This is a genomic window from Haloarcula sp. KBTZ06 (assembly GCF_048595605.1).
In the GTDB taxonomy this organism is placed as follows: Archaea; Halobacteriota; Halobacteria; order Halobacteriales; family Haloarculaceae; genus Haloarcula; species Haloarcula hispanica.
The window spans coordinates 872923-889246 of sequence record NZ_CP184337.1 but is presented as its reverse complement, the minus strand read 5'-3'; the positions used below and the strand labels follow the sequence as shown (position 1 = coordinate 889246).

Annotated in this window: 19 protein-coding genes; 8 read left to right on the top strand and 11 right to left on the bottom strand. The window is 64.2% G+C overall.

All coding sequences use genetic code 11. The features are described 5' to 3' along the window. Positions 1 to 41: 41 nt before the first annotated feature. Both ACNO8S_RS04750 and ACNO8S_RS04745 read right to left on the bottom strand, forming a co-directional pair. Complete coding sequence (locus ACNO8S_RS04750) at positions 42 to 2627, bottom strand: heavy metal translocating P-type ATPase (protein ID WP_420182567.1); 2586 nt, start codon at positions 2625 to 2627, stop codon at positions 42 to 44. A 145-nt stretch (positions 2628 to 2772) separates the two neighbouring features. Further along, positions 2773 to 3036: a hypothetical protein gene (locus tag ACNO8S_RS04745; RefSeq protein WP_014039944.1), complete on the bottom strand. Its 264-nt coding sequence runs from the start codon at positions 3034 to 3036 to the stop codon at positions 2773 to 2775. Between the two features lie 145 nt (positions 3037 to 3181). On the opposite strand from ACNO8S_RS04745, the gene ACNO8S_RS04740 reads away from it, so the two are divergent. Beyond that, positions 3182 to 4267 carry a S1C family serine protease gene (locus ACNO8S_RS04740; RefSeq protein WP_420182566.1) on the top strand — a complete coding sequence of 362 codons (1086 nt, stop codon included), beginning with the start codon at positions 3182 to 3184 and terminating at the stop codon, positions 4265 to 4267. 37 nt (positions 4268 to 4304) lie between these two features. On the opposite strand, the gene ACNO8S_RS04735 is transcribed toward ACNO8S_RS04740, so the two are convergent. The 4 genes from ACNO8S_RS04735 to ACNO8S_RS04720 form a co-directional block, all read right to left on the bottom strand. Then, complete coding sequence (locus tag ACNO8S_RS04735; RefSeq protein ID WP_044951753.1) at positions 4305 to 4736, bottom strand: hypothetical protein; 432 nt, start codon at positions 4734 to 4736, stop codon at positions 4305 to 4307. A 103-nt stretch (positions 4737 to 4839) separates the two neighbouring features. Further along, complete coding sequence (locus ACNO8S_RS04730; protein WP_420182565.1) at positions 4840 to 5796, bottom strand: hypothetical protein; 957 nt, start codon at positions 5794 to 5796, stop codon at positions 4840 to 4842. Then, positions 5793 to 6971, bottom strand: a complete 1179-nt coding sequence (priS, locus tag ACNO8S_RS04725; RefSeq protein ID WP_191449667.1) for a DNA primase small subunit PriS — start codon at positions 6969 to 6971, stop codon at positions 5793 to 5795. Before priS ends, ACNO8S_RS04730 begins: the two co-directional genes overlap by 4 nt. A gap of 39 nt (positions 6972 to 7010) precedes the next feature. Beyond that, entirely contained in the window at positions 7011 to 7490 is a 480-nt protein-coding gene (locus ACNO8S_RS04720) for a GNAT family N-acetyltransferase (RefSeq protein ID WP_008310038.1), read from the bottom strand. Positions 7491 to 7602: 112 nt separating this feature from the next. Between ACNO8S_RS04720 and ACNO8S_RS04715 the strand changes: the two genes are divergently transcribed. Then, positions 7603 to 8697 (top strand): DoxX family protein, encoded by a 1095-nt coding sequence (locus ACNO8S_RS04715; RefSeq protein ID WP_050037777.1) that lies wholly within the window; start codon positions 7603 to 7605, stop codon positions 8695 to 8697. Between the two features lie 22 nt (positions 8698 to 8719). Here the strand turns inward: ACNO8S_RS04715 and ACNO8S_RS04710 are convergent, their stop codons facing one another. Then, positions 8720 to 9151, bottom strand: a complete 432-nt coding sequence (locus ACNO8S_RS04710; RefSeq protein ID WP_023843188.1) for a type IV pilin — start codon at positions 9149 to 9151, stop codon at positions 8720 to 8722. A gap of 90 nt (positions 9152 to 9241) precedes the next feature. Between ACNO8S_RS04710 and ACNO8S_RS04705 the strand changes: the two genes are divergently transcribed. Together ACNO8S_RS04705 and ACNO8S_RS04700 are read left to right on the top strand one after the other, a co-directional pair. Continuing rightward, positions 9242 to 10093, top strand: a complete 852-nt coding sequence (locus ACNO8S_RS04705; RefSeq protein WP_420182564.1) for a translation initiation factor eIF-2B — start codon at positions 9242 to 9244, stop codon at positions 10091 to 10093. Between the two features lie 175 nt (positions 10094 to 10268). Next, on the top strand, positions 10269 to 10490 hold the full coding sequence (locus tag ACNO8S_RS04700; protein WP_420182563.1) for a hypothetical protein: 222 nt from the start codon (positions 10269 to 10271) through the stop codon (positions 10488 to 10490). A gap of 394 nt (positions 10491 to 10884) precedes the next feature. Here ACNO8S_RS04700 and ACNO8S_RS04695 read toward each other — a convergent pair whose 3' ends face one another. Together ACNO8S_RS04695 and ACNO8S_RS04690 are read right to left on the bottom strand one after the other, a co-directional pair. After that, the gene (locus ACNO8S_RS04695; RefSeq protein WP_008310046.1) at positions 10885 to 11079 is read right to left on the bottom strand and encodes a hypothetical protein; all 195 of its coding nucleotides are present in this window, start codon (positions 11077 to 11079) and stop codon (positions 10885 to 10887) included. Between the two features lie 125 nt (positions 11080 to 11204). Then, entirely contained in the window at positions 11205 to 11939 is a 735-nt protein-coding gene (locus ACNO8S_RS04690; RefSeq protein ID WP_420182562.1) for a proteasome assembly chaperone family protein, read from the bottom strand. 158 nt (positions 11940 to 12097) lie between these two features. Here ACNO8S_RS04690 and ACNO8S_RS04685 point away from each other — a divergent pair, with 158 nt between their 5' ends. Continuing rightward, on the top strand, positions 12098 to 13147 hold the full coding sequence (locus ACNO8S_RS04685; protein WP_050037774.1) for a mechanosensitive ion channel family protein: 1050 nt from the start codon (positions 12098 to 12100) through the stop codon (positions 13145 to 13147). Here ACNO8S_RS04685 and ACNO8S_RS04680 read toward each other — a convergent pair. Further along, complete coding sequence (locus ACNO8S_RS04680) at positions 13117 to 13563, bottom strand: universal stress protein (RefSeq protein WP_014039931.1); 447 nt, start codon at positions 13561 to 13563, stop codon at positions 13117 to 13119. The genes ACNO8S_RS04685 and ACNO8S_RS04680 overlap by 31 nt on opposite strands. Before the next feature lie 32 nt (positions 13564 to 13595). Beyond that, positions 13596 to 14954, bottom strand: a complete 1359-nt coding sequence (locus tag ACNO8S_RS04675; protein ID WP_014039930.1) for a bifunctional metallophosphatase/5'-nucleotidase — start codon at positions 14952 to 14954, stop codon at positions 13596 to 13598. A 72-nt stretch (positions 14955 to 15026) separates the two neighbouring features. Here ACNO8S_RS04675 and ACNO8S_RS04670 point away from each other — a divergent pair, with 72 nt between their 5' ends. The 3 genes from ACNO8S_RS04670 (at position 15027) to ACNO8S_RS04660 (ending at position 16281) form a co-directional block, all read left to right on the top strand. Then, on the top strand, positions 15027 to 15266 hold the full coding sequence (locus ACNO8S_RS04670; protein WP_014039929.1) for a DUF5816 domain-containing protein: 240 nt from the start codon (positions 15027 to 15029) through the stop codon (positions 15264 to 15266). Positions 15267 to 15390: 124 nt separating this feature from the next. Continuing rightward, positions 15391 to 15723 carry a DUF7116 family protein gene (locus ACNO8S_RS04665; RefSeq protein ID WP_050006866.1) on the top strand — a complete coding sequence of 111 codons (333 nt, stop codon included), beginning with the start codon at positions 15391 to 15393 and terminating at the stop codon, positions 15721 to 15723. Positions 15724 to 15747: 24 nt separating this feature from the next. Next, positions 15748 to 16281, top strand: a complete 534-nt coding sequence (locus tag ACNO8S_RS04660) for a mechanosensitive ion channel domain-containing protein (protein WP_014039927.1) — start codon at positions 15748 to 15750, stop codon at positions 16279 to 16281. The last annotated feature ends 43 nt before the right edge of the window (positions 16282 to 16324 follow it).

Genomic DNA, 16324 nt, shown 5'->3' with positions numbered 1-16324 from the left:
ACGCTACTCCCGGCGCATACTTAATAGTACACCGGGCCGGGCTAGGATTCGTCGTTTTCGTCCGGGCGGATTCGCGAGAGCCGCATCGCGTTCCCGGTCACGGCCGTCGTCATGCCGGCGTCGCCCGCGAGCACGGCGACCCAGATGGGGACGAGGCCGAACGGTACAGCGAGTGCAAGGCCGGCCTTGACCGCGAGACTGGCCCAGATGTTCTGGCGGATGACGCCGTTGGCGTCGTTGGCCAGTTCGTACAGGTACGGGAGCTTCGAGAGGTCGTCGCTCATGAGGGCGATATCAGCCGTTTCGAGGGCCGTGTCTGTTCCGGCGGCCCCCATCGCGACGCCGACGGTCGCGCTCGCCAGCGCCGGGGCGTCGTTGATACCGTCTCCGATCATCGCTACCCCCTCCTCGTACTCCTCGACGAGGCCGTCGATAGCGGCGACTTTCTCGTCCGGCAGGAGTTCCGCCCGGTAGTCGTCGACACCCACTTCCCGAGCGATAGCCCCAGCAGTGCGCTCGTTGTCGCCGGTGAGCATCACCGTCCGTTCGACGCCCAGGTCGCGGAGCCGGGAGACTGTGGCCTCCGCTTCCGGGCGCACCTCGTCGGCGACGGCGATGATCCCCTCGATCTCGTCTTCCGTGCCAACGATGACGACCGTCTTCCCCTCGGCCTGGAGTTCGGGAACAGTGTCTTCCAGCAAGTCTATGCAGTTGTTGCGCTCACAGAGCTGCTGGGCCGTTTTCGTGACGACACCGCCATCGGTAGTGGCGTGGACGTGTGAGAGATCGAAGCCGAGGTCGTCAAACAGCCCCGGCTTCCCGGCGTAGTGGGGCGTCCCGTCGATGTCTGCCCGGACGCCCTTGCCGGTGATGCTCTCGAAGTCGTCGACATCGGCGCTCTCCACGCCAGCGGTCCCCGCCTCAGCGACAATGGCCTCGCCGATGGGGTGTTCGCTGCGCTGTTCGAGCCCACGGGCGCACTGCAGGACTTCATCCTCGGTGTTCCCGTTCAGCGGGATCACGTCGGTGACGGTCAGTTCGCCTTTCGTCAGCGTGCCGGTCTTGTCGAAGGCCACCACGTCGACCGCGCCCATCGCTTCGAGGTGGTTGCCGCCCTTGATGAGCACGCCGTTCTTCGCGGCGCTGGTGATGCCCGAGACGACCGAAACGGGCGTCGAGATGACGAACGCACAGGGACAGGCCAGCACAAGCAGGGTCAGGCCGTACACGACGGCGGTCGACCACGCCACGCCGAGCACGGCGGGGGTCGTCAGCGTCACGAGGACGGCGAAGGCGACGACGACTGGCGTGTAGTACGCCGAGAAGCGCTCGACGAACTGCTCGCGCTCGGTCTTGTTCGACTGGGCGTCCTCGACCATCTGAACGATGCGCGAGAGGGTGTTGTCGCTGGCCGCCGCCGTGACCTGTACTTCCAGATACCCCTCCTCGTTGATTGTCCCGGCGTACACCTCGTCGCCCTCGGTCTTGTCGACTGGGACGCTCTCGCCGGTGATCGGAGCCTGATTGACCGCGCTGGTCCCGTCGATGACCTCGCCGTCCATCGGTATCTTCTCGCCGGGCCTGATGACGACGACATCGCCGACCTGCACGTCGTCGACGGAGACCGTCACCTCCTCGCCGTCCCGCAGGACCGTCGCCTCGTCGGGCGAGAGATCCATCAGTTCCGCAAGCGAGTTTCGGGCGCGGTCCATCGAGTAGCGCTCCAGCAGTTCCGCGACGCTGAACAGGAACGCCAGCGTCGCGGCCTCGAAGTACAGCGCCTCGCCGAAGGCCAGACTGGCGGTGAGCGCGCCCAGGATGGCGATGGACATCAGCAGGTCGATGTCCAGGTTCCGGTTGCGCAGTGAGTAGTAGCCGCCACGCAGGATTTCCTGGCCGCCCGTCGCGACCGCGATGAGAAACAGAACGTCGGCGACGTGCAGTGGCGACCCGAAGACGCTTCCGACCTGCGTGTTCGCGCCGGCCAGCAGGAACTCGAAGAGGAGGCCGACGGCGACGAACACGCCGCTGACCCACGTCTTCAGCGCCCGCGAACTGGTCCAGAGCGAGCCGTTTTCGTCCGTCTGCCCGGTCGCCGTGTCGTCCTCGCCTGTCGTCTCCGTGACCTCGTACCCGGCGCTCTCGATTGCCGCCACGAGGTCGCCCTCCGTCGTCGCGTTCCGGTCGTACGTGACGACGGCCGTCCCGGTAGTCGGACGCGTTTCGACGGCTCTGAGACCGTCAACCCTCCCCAGCGCGCTTTCGACCTTGCCGGCACAGGATGCACAGTCCATCTCCGGGACGCCGAACCGGAGCGTCTCGCCGCCGTCGTCTGCGACGCTGTAGCCCGCCGCCTCGACGCGCGCCGCTATCGCGTCCACGTCCGTCTCGGCCTCGTCGTACTCGACGGTGAGCCGACCCGTCGCTACCTGCGGGTCGACGGCCTCGATGCCCGCCAGTTCGCGGACGCTCGACTCTACCTTTCCCGCACAGGAGGGACAGTCCATCTCCGGGACGGACAGCTGTGCGATGTGGCTCCCATCGTGCGAGTCCGTTGCTGTCGGGTGATTATCGGCATTCGAGCAACTACATCCATCGCCATCCGAACAGCCGCCGGACTCCGTCATTACCGGTGCTAGGCTACCCGTTCTTATTAATTCAACTGCTAAAACCTGCGCTCTAAGTGGGATTGATTAATAAATAAACCCAGTTTTGTTATTAACCTAGCCGGCATCGGCCGCACTGTTGGCCGGCCTGGCTCAGACACTTCCCTCAGTCGAACGGCGTCGTCCGGGTCGGCTTTCCCTGTGCGTAGCGGATCCAGCGTCGCATATGTCGGCCGACCGCCCAGAACAGTACCACAGTCATCGCCAGTAGGGCCGACAGGAAGACGATTCCCAGCCGTATCGGCTCCTCGGTCGGGAGGCCGATGAGCAGTACGATTGTCCCGACGAGTGCCATCTCGACACCACATCGCAGACCGGGCAACACGAACCCCGGCGTCGGCGTTTTCGTTCCCGATGAATCCTCTGCCATGCCCCCCCGTATGCTATCGGGACGATTGTAGTTTGTGCCCGTCTTCGGGGCCGAACTGAAAGTCACGACACACCGCAATCGAGCACCCGGGTGCGGTAGAGAGACCCGACCGTGCCTTTTTCGCAGCCCAGGCCTACGCCCCAGTATGAAACAGTCTTTCACGCGCCGGGCGATGTTAGGGGCCCTCGGGACGGCCGTCGCGGCCACGGCTGGCTGTCAGAGCCCCGGGACCAGCAGCAATTCGGACGGTACCGCCCCCGACCAGTCGGGGGCGGCCGACGCGGTCGTGCAGTCCGACAGCGTCTACACCGACGTCTATCAAGAGGTCGCTGATGCCGTCGTCTCGATCAGGGTGTACGCCGAAGACTCGCGTGGTGGGCAGGGGAGCGGCTTCCTCATCGACGACGAACACATCGTCACAAACGAACACGTCGTCGCGGGCGGGGACGAGTACTACGTCCGCTTTGCCGACACCGGCTGGCGTTCCGCTTCCGTCGTCGGCGCGGACGTGTACAGCGACCTGGCCGTCCTCCGCATCGGCGCGACACCGGACGTGACGCCCCTCTCGTTTGTGAAGACCGAGCCGACAGTCGGGACCGAAGTCGTCGCTATCGGGAACCCGTTTGGCCTCTCCGGCTCGGTGTCCGCGGGCATCGTCAGCGGCGTCGACCGCACGCTCCAGAGCGCGAACAACTTCTCCATCGCGGACGCGGTCCAGACCGACGCACCGGTCAACCCGGGGAACAGCGGCGGGCCGCTGGTCACGCTTGAGGGCGACGTGGTCGGTGTCATCAACTCCGGCGGCGGCGACAACGTCGCCTTTGCCATCTCGGCCCCGCTCGCCCAGCGTGTCGTGCCGTCGCTTATCCAGACCGGCGACTACGACCATCCGTACATGGGTGTTGGCCTCCAGAGCGTGTCGCCGCGGATCGCCGAGGCGAACAACTTAGACCCCGGGTCCGGGGTGTACATCACCCGTGTCGTCAGTGGTGGGCCAGCGGCGGGCGTCCTACAAGGAAGCGACGGGGAGACGACGATTTCGGGGACGGAGATTCCCACTGGCGGTGACGTGGTCAGACAGATGAACGACACGCCGACGCCGACGCGGCAGGCGCTTGGAAGCTTCCTCGCGCTAGAGACCAGCCCCGGCGAGACGGTCGACGTGCTGGTCGAGCGCGACGGGACACAGGAAACAGTCGAACTCACGCTCGGCTCGCGCCCGGAGCCGTAACGAGCGTCGGCGGCCGAATCTGCTGCTCCGACCGTGGTTACCGCGTCCGGAGCCCGCCCTGTTCGTTACGGCTGCCACCGGCCAGGACGTAGCTGACGGCGGCAGCGAGGGGCAGTGTCACCGGGAGCCCCGCGACGAGCAGGCTGATACCGAGGCCCCTATTGCCGAACACGTAGAGCGCAACGCCGGCCGCAGTGACCACGACGAAGTCCGCGATGGTCGCCAACGCGGCCAGTCGGAGGCGGGCCGCGCGGTCGGAGAGTTCGCCCGCCGCCGCTCGGTCGCGGTGCCACAGCAGGACGTAGCCGGCGAACAGTCCGGTCAGACCGGCCGACACGCCTACCGGGAGGCCGATGAGCAGTGAGAACTCTATCTGCGGTTCGAAGCCGGCGGTCACCGAGACGGTCGTGACGGCAAACGCAAGGACGCCGAGGAGCAGCGCGACGACGATGCGGACGTGCGTGTTCATACGTATCAACTGCACGACTGTCCACAAATAGTCCATCGCTGTCACAGAACAGAGTGTCGGGCGGTACTTCGCACAGCGGCCTGTTCCAGCCCATCGCGTCGGCTTATTCTAACGGTTCGGCGGCGTCCTGTTCGACCAGCGGGTCGGCGTTGTCGGCCGGCAGCGTCACCACGTCGTCCGTCGAGAGGTCGTACTCGCGCTGGTCGACGCCGAATATCTCGCCCACGTCGTCCGTGATGCGGACCGTCCGTCGGTCCACGTCGGCGGTCCCAGCGGTGTCTGAACCGGCTGGTGACTGCGGTCCGCTGTCGGCGTGCGCCGGGTCCGCCGCCGGGCCGGGGTCGGACTCAACGCCGGGCTCGGCCGGAGGAACCGGCACGTCGTCACCGGCGGCCGGCACGTCTGCTTGGTCGGGCTGACTGTCGGCAGTGGGATTGCTGCCCGTATCCAGGTCGGGCGGCGGCGTCGGTGTGTCGGGTTCCTCCGCGGGCTCCGACTGGTCCCCGCCGCTGCCCATCATGTCAGCCGCGTCGACACCCGTGTCTGGCGTCGATGGCGGCTCGGGCGGGTCGGCCGTGTCGGCTGCCGGTTCGTTCGCCGTTTGGCGTGGCTCCGGGTCGGGGGCCTGTCGCTCGTCGGATTTCGGCTCGTCGCCGACCGCGCCGGTCGGGGCTTCCCCCGCGATGACGTCAAGGACGTGGCCCCGGTTGGACTCGATAGCCTCGACCATCGTCTCGAACAGGTCCCGCTCCTCGCGTGTGAGGCCGTCGTCCTCGGTCGGCATGTCCGCCGCGGCCAGCGACGCCATCTTCACGATCTTGCCGACGCGCCGTTCGTAGACGGCTTCGACGGTCTGTTCGGCAGTCTTAATATCGTCAGTCAGGCGGTTGACCTCGGGCGAGTCGAACGGGTCCTCGGCGCGCTCGGCCGCGCGGTCGCGCTCCGACCGAAGCTGTTGAATGAACTGCCCGGCGTCCTCGTAGAACGTCTCGCGCAGCTGCTGGAGCTGGTCGGTCTGGCGTTCCCGCGATTGGACGGACTGTAGCTCGTCTACGTTCATTCCTTCCCCTTCTCAGCACGCCCGCGGGCCATGAGAAACACGCCCACGTGCTCTGGTACAGTCTGATTACCCGCCTCCAGTGTAAAGCTATCGCCATCCAGTTCGACGAGGCCGCCGTCGGTCACCTCGACGGTGATGTCGTGGCCCCGGAACGTCTCCGGAACGGGGTCGACCAGCGGGTCGAACGCGTCGATATCCCCGCGGTCGATGCGCTGGACTTCCAGCCCGCTGCCGCCGTGCAGCGAGCCGGGCAGGCGAATGAGCCGGTTCGTGTCCGTCGTCACCGGTTCGTCTATCGGCGCGTTGTCCGCCGCGACAACTTCGTGCAGGAGAATCTTCGCCAGCTGGTAGAACGCGGGGTGGACGTCGATGTTGCCGGCTTCCAGCTGTTCGTAGTTCGACCGGGCCGCGTTCAGCGCCGCGGTCGCCTTCCCCTCGCCGATGCCGTCGTACTCCTGCAGTTGTTCGAGGGCGTCCGCCTCGTCCATCTCGAGCAGGTCGTCGACGACGGCAAGCATATGCCGGTGCGCGCGGGCGCTCCAGCCGCCCTCCGTCGAGAGCGTCCGCTTCTGTGCCGGACTGGACCGGCCGGCCGTGCCGGCGACGGACTCCTCGTCGACCAGTTCGTCGAACTCCAGGCCGATACCGCGGACGTAGTCGACGATCTCCCGGCGCGCGTCCCGTTCGAGGTGACGGATGCGCTCGTCGCGGACGTGGACGTGGTAGCCACGACCGCCGGAGAACACGACCGTCAGGTCTTCAAACCCGAAATCGTCCTCCAGAAAGTCGAGCAGCCTGAGTAGTGCGTCCTTGCACTTAGCGAGCATCTCGGCGTAGCTGTCCTCGCCAAGCACCACGGAGGGCAGGTGGTCGGCGTCGAGGTCGAACACGAGGTCCGAGGAGCGCCAGCCCTTGTCCGACATCGTCGAGGCGCTCGGTTCGTCGTAGCGGCCCGCGGAGAAGTAGACGTGGCGGGGCTTCCGGCGGCCGAGGAAGTCCTCGATCTCGCCGAGGTCCAGCAGCGAGCGATGGCGGACCATCGTCTCGCCGGGGCCGTCGGTCCAGGGAATGAACCCCCATTCACGTTCGTTCGCGGCCGGCGGCGGCGTTACGGACGCCTGTCGGTAGTGATCGCCGAACCGGCCACGGAGGTACGCGCGGGTCCGCTCTTCCATCGGCTACCTCGTTGGGGAGGTCCCTTGAAAAGCGTTCGCTTAGCTACGCAGGAACTTCGACAGTTTGTCCGTAATCGAGTCCTCGCCGAGCTTGAGGTAGTAGGCGTCGCCGCCGTCCTCGTAGTAGTTGTCGATGCGCCGCCGGATCTCGAAGCCGATGTGTTTGTAGAAGCCGATAGCCTCCCGATTCGTCGCCCGGGCGTGGCAGGTCACGCTGCCGTAGTCCTCGGCGACGCGAGCGACGAGTCGCTTGCCGAAGCCGTGGCCCCTGTACTCGTCGTCGACTGCGAGAAAGAGAATGTAGCCGTCGCGTCGAACCGCGGCGAAGCCGATGAGGCGGTCCTTGGACCGGTCGATGTAGAGATAGGTGGTCGACCGTCGGTAGGCGTCGCGAAAGAACCCCCGCCGCTGTCGCAGGACCCCGTCGGATTCGCGGATGTTTTCCTTGAGCCGCCACGCCGCGTCGACGTGTTCGTCGTCCCCGCGTTCGACGATCTGTGTCTCGATGTTGACGCTCACTGCCGTATAAGTAGTGGAGGCGTAGATATAATTCCACCGCCTACAGAGGTGGGCTGTCGAACCGGCAGGGAACGAACGAAGGATTAGGTAGCTAGCCCACGAATTGTCAGGCATGAAGACGCGTATCCCGAGTCTCGCCGGAACTGTCGCGCTCGTTCTCACTCTCTTTTCGCGACCCGCGGCGGCGCACGTCGACTACGTGACCGGGGGGCCGGGGGAGGCCCTCGACGCGGTGGCGTTTGCGATATCCGTGCTGTCGAACCCGGTGAACGCGGCCGTTTTCGTCATCTCGGGCGTGGCCGTGACCGTCGGACTCGCGACGTACCTCTGGGTTCGGCCGACGATTGCGGACATCGTCATCCTCCGGGACGTACTCGTCGGCTACGCGGACCTCGTCCCGTGGATGCTCCGACTCAGCGTGGGGCTGCCGCTCGTCGGCGCTGGCTTCCAGGGATACCTGTTCGCTCCCACAGTAACGTTTGACCCGACCACGAACCCGCTCGTCCGTGCCCTGTTTATCGGGCTGGGGTTCACACTCCTGTTCGGGCTCGCGACCCGTATCGTCACGACTATCGGGCTATTGACTTACGGGTGGGCACTGACCGTCGACCCGGGCGTCGTTCTCGCTATGGAGTACGTCCCGGCCTTTCTGGCACTGTTGATTCTGGGCGGTGGTCGCCCGAGCGCCGACCACATGCTCCAGCAGGTCGCCAGCACCGACGGGACCTACTACGGCCGTGTCGACCCGGTCCACTATCTCAAGGGCTTTCTCGACTCGGCGACGGCACCGTACCGCGAGTACGTCCCGGTCATCGTCCGGGTCGGCATGGGTGTGACGTTCATCTACCTCGGACTGTTCCAGAAACTCGCCGACCCCGGCCAGGCGCTCTTGGTCGTCGAAAAGTACGACCTCACCGCCGTCGTCCCCGTCGACCCCGGGATGTGGGTGCTCGGGGCCGGCCTGACCGAGATGCTGGTCGGTCTGGTCTTGATCTTCGGGTTCATGACTCGTGGGGCCGCGGCCGTCTCCTTTGTCCTGTTCACCACGACGCTGTTCGGCCTGCCTGACGACCCGGTACTCGCACACATCACGCTGTTCGGAATGGCCTCGGCGGTGTTTACGATGGGTGCCGGGCCGCTCTCCTTCGACGACTGGTTCGGTCGGCCAGCACAGAGCGACCGTGAGACCGTCGCTTCGGCGGACTGACTGGTCTACAGCAGTACCGCCGTCAGTTCGCGCCGTCCCACTGGTCTAGCTGGGTCCGGTTCCCGCTCGCGTTGTGGTATATCGTAATCGTGTCCCGGGCACCCACCCGCCGCTCGTAGGCGTTCCCGCTGCTTAACTGTGCGATATCGCCCCGGCCAATCATCGCGTCAGGCTCCCGGTTCGCCACCTGCGCCCAGGTGACCGTTCTGCTCGGCCCTTCGAATTCGACGTTCCCCGCCTCGAACTCGTCGCCGCGAGCGTGTGTGACGATGAGCAGTTCGTTGTCCTCGACGTAGTCGTAGCTGAAATTCGCCTGCGGGCCACCGCTGTCGTCGTCCTCGATGACGAGGACGTTCAGCCCGACGATAGCCGTCACGAGTAGTGTCAGTCCGATGAGTACGGCGACGCCGATGCCCTCTGTCATTCCGGCTGTGTCAGTGCTGAACCGTCCCATGACCGTCTATCACCCCTAATGTGAGACGGCGTTAAATGCTGTTCGACGGCGAGGGGAAGACACATATCGGTTCAACTCACAGCCACCGGTATGATAGACGAGACTGTCGAGGAGATCTCGGAGATGCAGACCCACAGTTCCTCCGTGGTCGCAGTCAAAGCCGCCCAGGCGCTCCGGGACCTGACTGACAGGGAGTACCCGACGGTCGAGGACTACCTCCGCTCGCTCGACCGGAACAGCAGCGCCCTCCGGCGGGCGAACCCCTCACACGCCTCTCTCCATACCACTCAGCACAAAATTGTGACCACTGTCTCGGATGCGGACCCCGACGATGTGGCGACTGCCAAGGAACTGACTACCGCGGCTATCGACGACGTTGTCGACTCGGTGGAGTCGTCGAAAGACCGCGCCGCTGCACGCGCCGTGTCGGAGATCGCCGACGACGACGTGCTGTTGACCCACGACTTCTCCTCGACCGTCCTTGCGGCCATCGACGACGCCATCGAGGCCGGCCACAGCTTCGAGGTGTACGTGACGGAGTCGCGACCACGCTTCCTCGGTCGAAAGATGACGCGACACCTCTCTGACCGTGACGGCGTCGACGTCACGCTCATCGTCGACAGCGCCGCCGGCCACTTCATGTCACAGGTCGACCGCGTGCTCGTCGGCATGGACTGCATCGTCGACGACACGCTGTACAACCGCATCGGCACCTATCCGATTGCGACGGCGGCGGCGGACAACGACGTGCCGGTGACGGTCGTCGGGGCCGCCGCAAAGTACGTCGACGGGGCCTTCGCCTTCGAAAACGAGATCCGGTCACCATCTGAGGTACTCCGGGAGCCCGCGGAGGGGTTCGAGGTCGCAAACCCGGCCTACGACGCCACGCCGACGCACCTGCTTGATACGGTCGTCACTGACGACGGAATCCACGAGTACTGATACTGTCGGCTGTAAGTCTGTAAAGAATTTCGCCACCCGGGGTGGCGAATATCTTAAAATAGTCACAGCCAACAGTATGAGGCGGACTGCTGTCTTTTCCGCATCCAGCAGGACGGGTCCCGGCGACGGAAAGCGGGGTCGAAGGTTCTTGTTGCTGGCAGTGAAGAAGCCACGTATGGACGACACTGCCCTCCTCCGCCAGACGATCCGTCGGTGTACCGCCGTACTCGTTGCAACGCTTTCCACCCTTGGAGTGAGTCTGCAGAGTTCTTCAGAAGCGGGTTTCTTGCTCATACTGGCCGTCATCTCAGTGGTGTATCTCGTCGTTGAGTTCATCAAAGTGAATCCGCCCGCTGAGAGTCTTGACGGCCCCTCGTCTACAGAGGATGAGGAGTAATTACAGCGGGAGCAAGGCGAAAGCCCACCCCTTCAGGGGTGTGGATGAAGCCGACAACCCGGCAGCTTCGCCTGTAGCCTCACTCAGCCGGAGTTTTATAACCGGTGACACCGTATGCATGACCACACCGAGGCGGATCAGCCGCCCAGATAAACGGATAATATCGGGATTCGGGCCACGCTACGTCCAAAAGAATCCCTTTCGGGCCGCTGGCTGTGGATTCCGACACACGGTAACTCTGAATCCCCATACCGGGGATAGGAGTAACGGCGGCTTGGCCCCGCCAGGAGTCCGGTCATGCCGACCTGGCTACAAACCTGAAACTCCCAACCTAGCGGTGCGGTGCCGCGGGAATCCCACGCCTGAAGGCGTGGGAGGAGGTCAAGTAGTGGTCCTACCGCTGTTGGACGACGGTGTCACAGTCCGGACACCGGAGCTGTAGACTGTGTTCCGTTGCTTCGGCGGTCCAGTCGCCCGTCACTGCGCTCTCGTGACCGCAGTGGGGGCAAAACAGCGATGTCTTGGACCGCGTCTGTGGCGGTGGGTCTGAGTCGACCGCGCTAGTCGTATAGATTTCGGTGGAGGTCATCAAGGAAAGGAACGCGCTGTACGCTGAAAAAGGTGTCGGCGAAATGTTTTATTGTTCACGCACAATGTGGAATTGGTATAGTTTTAATCCACGAAAACATGGATGAACGTTCCAAATTTTAGCAATTACATATACATTCGGTCATCAGACATTCGGTCGGAATCGGCGGCTTCCATCCGCTCAGCGAGTGCCTGATAGTGGGCTTCGATATTCGCGGCAAAGGCCTCTAGCGGACCGGTGTCGATCTGGATCGCATGGGTCTCTTTCAGCGCGGTGAGCAGTCTGATTGCGGCCGCAGCATCGGGCGCTTGCGGATGTGTCGGCGTTGTGAAAACGCCGGTCGAAAGCGAGCCGTCGATACCCATGGTGACAAGCTCCGCACTCAGTCCGTCGAGGAACCCGCTCCCCATCGGCCTGATGTCGGTATCGTCGAGATACGCTTCCCGATACGCTGGCGTTGCGATGTAAAACGGGGCGTGGTCGTCGGGTCCGTGCGCGATGGGGACGCCGGTGAGCATCGTAATGTTCGAAGCGTCCAGTTTTTCCCCGGCAGTCGTGATTGCCTTGGCAAGCGACTTGGCTTGGGCTGGTGGCACGAACCGTTCGCCGACTAAGACTGCAAACGACGCTGCTTCGTCGACATACAGCCGCGTGTGATGTCTCGGGGTTCCGTTCTCGAATGGGGTAATGAACGGCGGTCCCGGCGTCCGCAGATGACCGACCTCTCGCATCGAGTCCTGGTCGGAGAGATAATCGACGGCCGTGAGGCCGGCTAGACCGTACTCAGAGACACCGACTGCCAGCGTATCGACCGGTGGTCGGTCGTCTGAAAGGATCACCGAAATGTCATTGCGAGACATATTGTTTCAGACGGGCCGCGAGGGGTAATACTGTCGGCTGTAAGTCTGTGAAGAATTTCGCCACCTCGGGGTGGCGGATGTCTTGAAATAGTTACAGCTGACAGTATAAGTAGTTCGGGAGGGGAACCCTTTTCTCGGGGCGGTGTCGATTCCATGGCATGCGTTTTGGCCCTGTCTGGCCCTTACAGACACCCACTCCGACACCGACCGAAACCGCGACCGAAGTGGCTACCGACATCGGCGGGCTGTTGCCCTTCGATATTCCGATGTGGGTGGTGAACATCGGGGAGTCCCTGATCGTCGTCGGGCTGGCAATCGTCGTTTCAAGGCTTCTCGTCCGCCTACTCGGGCGACGTGTCGCCCAGCAGTTCCGGCGGCCAAGTCTCACCCGAACGGCACTGCGCGGCATCCGTGCCAGTGTGTATATCTTCGCGTTGTTGACCATTCTGAACATCTACGGCTTGCGGCTAACGGATATCGGTCTGTCCGTCGCTATCTTCTCGGCCGTGGTTGGTGTCGTGCTCGCCCCGATCCTCGGCAGTTACATCTCCGGCATGTTCCTGCTGGCCGACCAGCCCTACGAGATCGGTGATATGATCGAACTCGCCGACACTGGCCAGCGAGGCTTCGTCGAGGACATCACGCTCAGACACACGAAGATGTTCACGCTCGACAATACGTTTCTCGTCATCCCCAACGGGGAGATCCGCCAGCGGGACGTTATCAATTACTCGGCGGAGGACTCACGGACACGGCTGTCACTCGACGTCCTGGTCACGTACGAGAGTGACATCGCCGCCGCGCGGACCCTCATCGAAGCGGCGGCTCGGGAAGTTGACAACGTTATCTCCGGCGGGCCGGACATCCGCGTCGGCGCGGCTCGATACCCCGCCTCGCCGACTGTGTACATCAACAACTTCGCAGACCACGGCGTGTTGCTGACGCTCCGGTACTGGGTGACTGAACCGTACAAACTGCTCGCCGCACGTTCGAGGGTCCAGACGAACGTCTGGCGACGGCTCGAAGACGCAAACGTCGAAATCGCCTACCCGCACTCGCACCTGTACTTCGACGACACCAGCGGGGAGATGAACGTCTCACTCAACGACGGACTGAGCGGACTGAACAACGGTGGCCGGAGCCACACGGCCACTGGTGACTCTCCCGTCCCGCCGCGTCAGGACCCCGACGACCTCGCCGACGAGTGACGGCTAGACGGGGTATCCGGCTCGACGGTGACGATTTCGCAGTCGAGTTCCTCGCGAAGGAACTGTTCGACATCGGGGTCGTCAACCAACCGACGGATCATCTGTCGCCAGCGACTCGCCTGTTTGCTCCCGATGACGACAATGTCGGCGTCCTGTGCGGCGACCTCATCGAGAATCGTCTCTTCGACGAGCATCCCCGACCGGACGACGTACCGCGTCCGCGGGACGTGGCCGAACGACTGCTCGACGGCACGTTTGAGTTCCGTCCGGTCGACCCGGTGGCTGTTCTGGTAGAGATTAACGTGTAAGACGGTGAGGTCCGCGTCCTCCTCGTCGGCGATCTGAATGGCCTCCGCAAGCGTGGCTCGGGAGTTCTCCGAGAGCGGGTATCTGACTGGGACGACGACCTGTGGCATCGGCGAGATGTACCGTGCCGAGGTTTAAATCGCTAGCGACGAGTGAGTCGCCCGTCGACGGTCGGGGCGATATCCGTCTGGCGGACGTAATCGGCCAGCGCCTCGTACTGCACGTCGGCGACGCTGACACGGTGGGACTCGGTCAGGACCGGGAACTCCCGCTCAGTGTAGTAGAGGTAGTTGCTCGTCGCGAGCGTGTACGTCTCGGCCTCGCGGACCGGTCGCCCGTCCACCCGCAGTCGCTCGATAGTCTGCGTGTCGTCGTTCCAGATCAGTTCGACGCCGCTGAGGTGGGCGTGCCACCAGTCCGGTTCTCCGAACTCGACCTGTCTCCCGCTGCCCTGTCGACACAGCGTCCGGAGTTCCGAACCCGTCAGTTCAGCGACTGTCAGGGGTTCCTCGAAGGGGACGACCGAGACCATATCGCCGACCGTCAGCGCCCCGTCCAGCGGGACCGTGTCGTTCCGAAGGCCGCCGCTGTTCTGGAGGCCAACGTCCGCGCCCGTCGCCCATCGGTACGCGTCCGCGACGAGGTTGCCGAGGCGGCACTCGCCGCCGTAGGTCGTCGCCCTGCTCCGGTCCAGCGGTTCCTCGACGTGCCCGACGACCTCGTCGAGTCCTGCCGCAGAGAGTCTGTCCTCGATAGCCTCCGCGACGCGGTCGTCGACGGGACCGTCGGCAGTCTCGCGGAACTGCGCAGTCGGTTCCGGCCCACCGAGGTCGACCTCGACGACGGTCTTGCCGTTGGCTCCCGGTCTGGTGAGCAGCGTGCCGGCGACGCGGTCGATGCGGCGCTCGTGGACGTGCCCGCCGAGGATGACGTCCACGTCGCAGGTGCGGGCCAGTTCCTCGTCGGTCCGGCCTAGGTGTGAGAGCACGACAATAACGTCGGCCCCGTCCGCTCGAAGCGCGGTGGCCGCCTCGGCGACGGCTTCGAGCGGGTCCGTGAACGTCAGAGTCGTCGCCTGTGGATTAGCTGCGGCCGTGTCGGGGTCGGTCACGCCGACGAAGCCGAGCTGTTTCCCGTCGACGGTCCGGCTCGCCCACGGCCGGGTCAGTCGTCGGGCGAACCGCTCGCCGTCCTGTTCGACGTTCGCAGTCAGCCACGTCTGGGGCGACCTGGCGATGATGTCCCGCGTCGCGTCGAGCCCGTGGTCGAAGTCGTGGTTGCCAAGCGTCTCGAACGCGGGTGTCAGCGCAGTAAAGAGGTCCAGCGACTGCTCGCCATCGGTGACCAGCGATAGCACCCCCGGACCGGTGTTGTCCCCAGTGCCGACCACCAGCGCATCCGGGCCGTCAGCGGCGGCCACTGTCCCCGCAAATCGCCCGATTCGCTCGGGTGTATCGTACGCTTTCTCCACGTCGGAGTACTGGATGATCCGGGGACTCACACCCACAGTGCAGGGGAACCAGCCATTAATGGTTTCCGCAGTGATTTAGCCGCTGGCCCGTCATGCGTACGTATGGACGCACTCGAAGGTCCCGACGGCGAGACGCTGTACGTCGACAGGAGCGACGGCGACATCGGCACGAAAGGCGCGTTTCACGTCGTCTACCGCGACGCCGACCGCGAGCGTCGCTGGGGCTACTTCTGTAGCAACTGTGAGACGTTCAACAACGCGATGGACTCGATGGGCCGCATCCGCTGTAACGACTGCTCGAACCTCCGCAAGGCTGAGGAGTGGGACGCGGCCCACGAGTAACAGTCGGGTCCGGGTGACAGACCCGTGCTGTTCCGCGTTTTTCGACGGCTGTGTCGCCGGCCGAACTGTCAGCCACATAGCTAGTGGGAACGTTTATCAGATAGCCGGTGGTACTGACTCTCAGATGGGGGCCGTTACCACATCACTCGACGAGCAGGCCCGGTCGATATTCGACGACCTCGGATACACCGTGTCGCGCACTGGCACCGAACTGCGAGCGGAACGCGACTGGCGCGTCGTCACTGTCTCAGTGCTCGACTCGCAGGACCCGATACCCGAGAGCGGCGACTTGCGCTGTTTCGTCACACGAACGGGCGAGGCAACGCACCTCAGCCGCCGTCTCACTCGACGAGACGTATCCTATGACTGGGCTGTCATCGGTATTACCGAGGACGGTGACTACGAGGTGGTCCGTCACCCCGGCGACACAACAATGTCGGCTGACGCCAACACTTAGGGGGCTCTCCGTCCACCATCCGGCGTGCAAGTCGGTGTCATCAATCGAGCGCTCGAACAGCTAGTCACGAATGTCGTCGACGCGCTCCCGCGTCTCATAACTGGGTTCGTCTTTCTCGTAATCGCCGCAGTGGGCATCAAAGCCATCATGGTCGTCGTACGGGCGGTTCTGAAGCGGTCGCTGCCCGGCGAGTCACCCGTCTATCGACAGTTTCTCGGGGTCATCGTGCTCGTGTTCCTGTGGTTCGGCGTGGCGCTATCCTTCCTCTCTATCGTCGGCCTGACCGCCATCGCCGCGTCGCTGGGCACGGCGACCGGCTTCCTCGCGCTCGGCGTCTCCTACGCGCTCTCGGAGATGATCAAGGACGCCGTCGCTGGCGTCTACCTCCTCCGCGACCCCGACTTCAACCCAGGCGACACGATCACAGCCGGCGACACCACCGGTGAGGTGGCCGCCATCGAACTCCGGAAGACGCGGTTCCGGGTCGACGGCGATACTGTCGTCAGGGCTAACGCGGCCATCGAAGAACGCTGGACGAAAGTCGATTCCGAGGCCTGAGCGGGCCGAGGCCCGCGCTATCCCGTCACACATGGAGTTTAAG

What these genes read in the sequence shown, in the direction of transcription:
- ACNO8S_RS04750 (WP_420182567.1), bottom strand. Translation starts at nt 2,627, where the DNA reads ATGACGGAGTCCGGCGGCTGTTCGGATGGCGATGGATGTAGTTGCTCG.
- ACNO8S_RS04745 (WP_014039944.1), bottom strand. Translation starts at nt 3,036, where the DNA reads ATGGCAGAGGATTCATCGGGAACGAAAACGCCGACGCCGGGGTTCGTG.
- ACNO8S_RS04740 (WP_420182566.1), top strand. Translation starts at nt 3,182, where the DNA reads ATGAAACAGTCTTTCACGCGCCGGGCGATGTTAGGGGCCCTCGGGACG.
- ACNO8S_RS04735 (WP_044951753.1), bottom strand. Translation starts at nt 4,736, where the DNA reads ATGAACACGCACGTCCGCATCGTCGTCGCGCTGCTCCTCGGCGTCCTT.
- ACNO8S_RS04730 (WP_420182565.1), bottom strand. Translation starts at nt 5,796, where the DNA reads ATGAACGTAGACGAGCTACAGTCCGTCCAATCGCGGGAACGCCAGACC.
- priS (WP_191449667.1), bottom strand. Translation starts at nt 6,971, where the DNA reads ATGGAAGAGCGGACCCGCGCGTACCTCCGTGGCCGGTTCGGCGATCAC.
- ACNO8S_RS04715 (WP_050037777.1), top strand. Translation starts at nt 7,603, where the DNA reads ATGAAGACGCGTATCCCGAGTCTCGCCGGAACTGTCGCGCTCGTTCTC.
- ACNO8S_RS04710 (WP_023843188.1), bottom strand. Translation starts at nt 9,151, where the DNA reads ATGGGACGGTTCAGCACTGACACAGCCGGAATGACAGAGGGCATCGGC.
- ACNO8S_RS04705 (WP_420182564.1), top strand. Translation starts at nt 9,242, where the DNA reads ATGATAGACGAGACTGTCGAGGAGATCTCGGAGATGCAGACCCACAGT.
- ACNO8S_RS04700 (WP_420182563.1), top strand. Translation starts at nt 10,269, where the DNA reads ATGGACGACACTGCCCTCCTCCGCCAGACGATCCGTCGGTGTACCGCC.
- ACNO8S_RS04695 (WP_008310046.1), bottom strand. Translation starts at nt 11,079, where the DNA reads ATGACCTCCACCGAAATCTATACGACTAGCGCGGTCGACTCAGACCCA.
- ACNO8S_RS04690 (WP_420182562.1), bottom strand. Translation starts at nt 11,939, where the DNA reads ATGTCTCGCAATGACATTTCGGTGATCCTTTCAGACGACCGACCACCG.
- ACNO8S_RS04685 (WP_050037774.1), top strand. Translation starts at nt 12,098, where the DNA reads ATGCGTTTTGGCCCTGTCTGGCCCTTACAGACACCCACTCCGACACCG.
- ACNO8S_RS04680 (WP_014039931.1), bottom strand. Translation starts at nt 13,563, where the DNA reads ATGCCACAGGTCGTCGTCCCAGTCAGATACCCGCTCTCGGAGAACTCC.
- ACNO8S_RS04670 (WP_014039929.1), top strand. Translation starts at nt 15,027, where the DNA reads ATGGACGCACTCGAAGGTCCCGACGGCGAGACGCTGTACGTCGACAGG.
- ACNO8S_RS04665 (WP_050006866.1), top strand. Translation starts at nt 15,391, where the DNA reads ATGGGGGCCGTTACCACATCACTCGACGAGCAGGCCCGGTCGATATTC.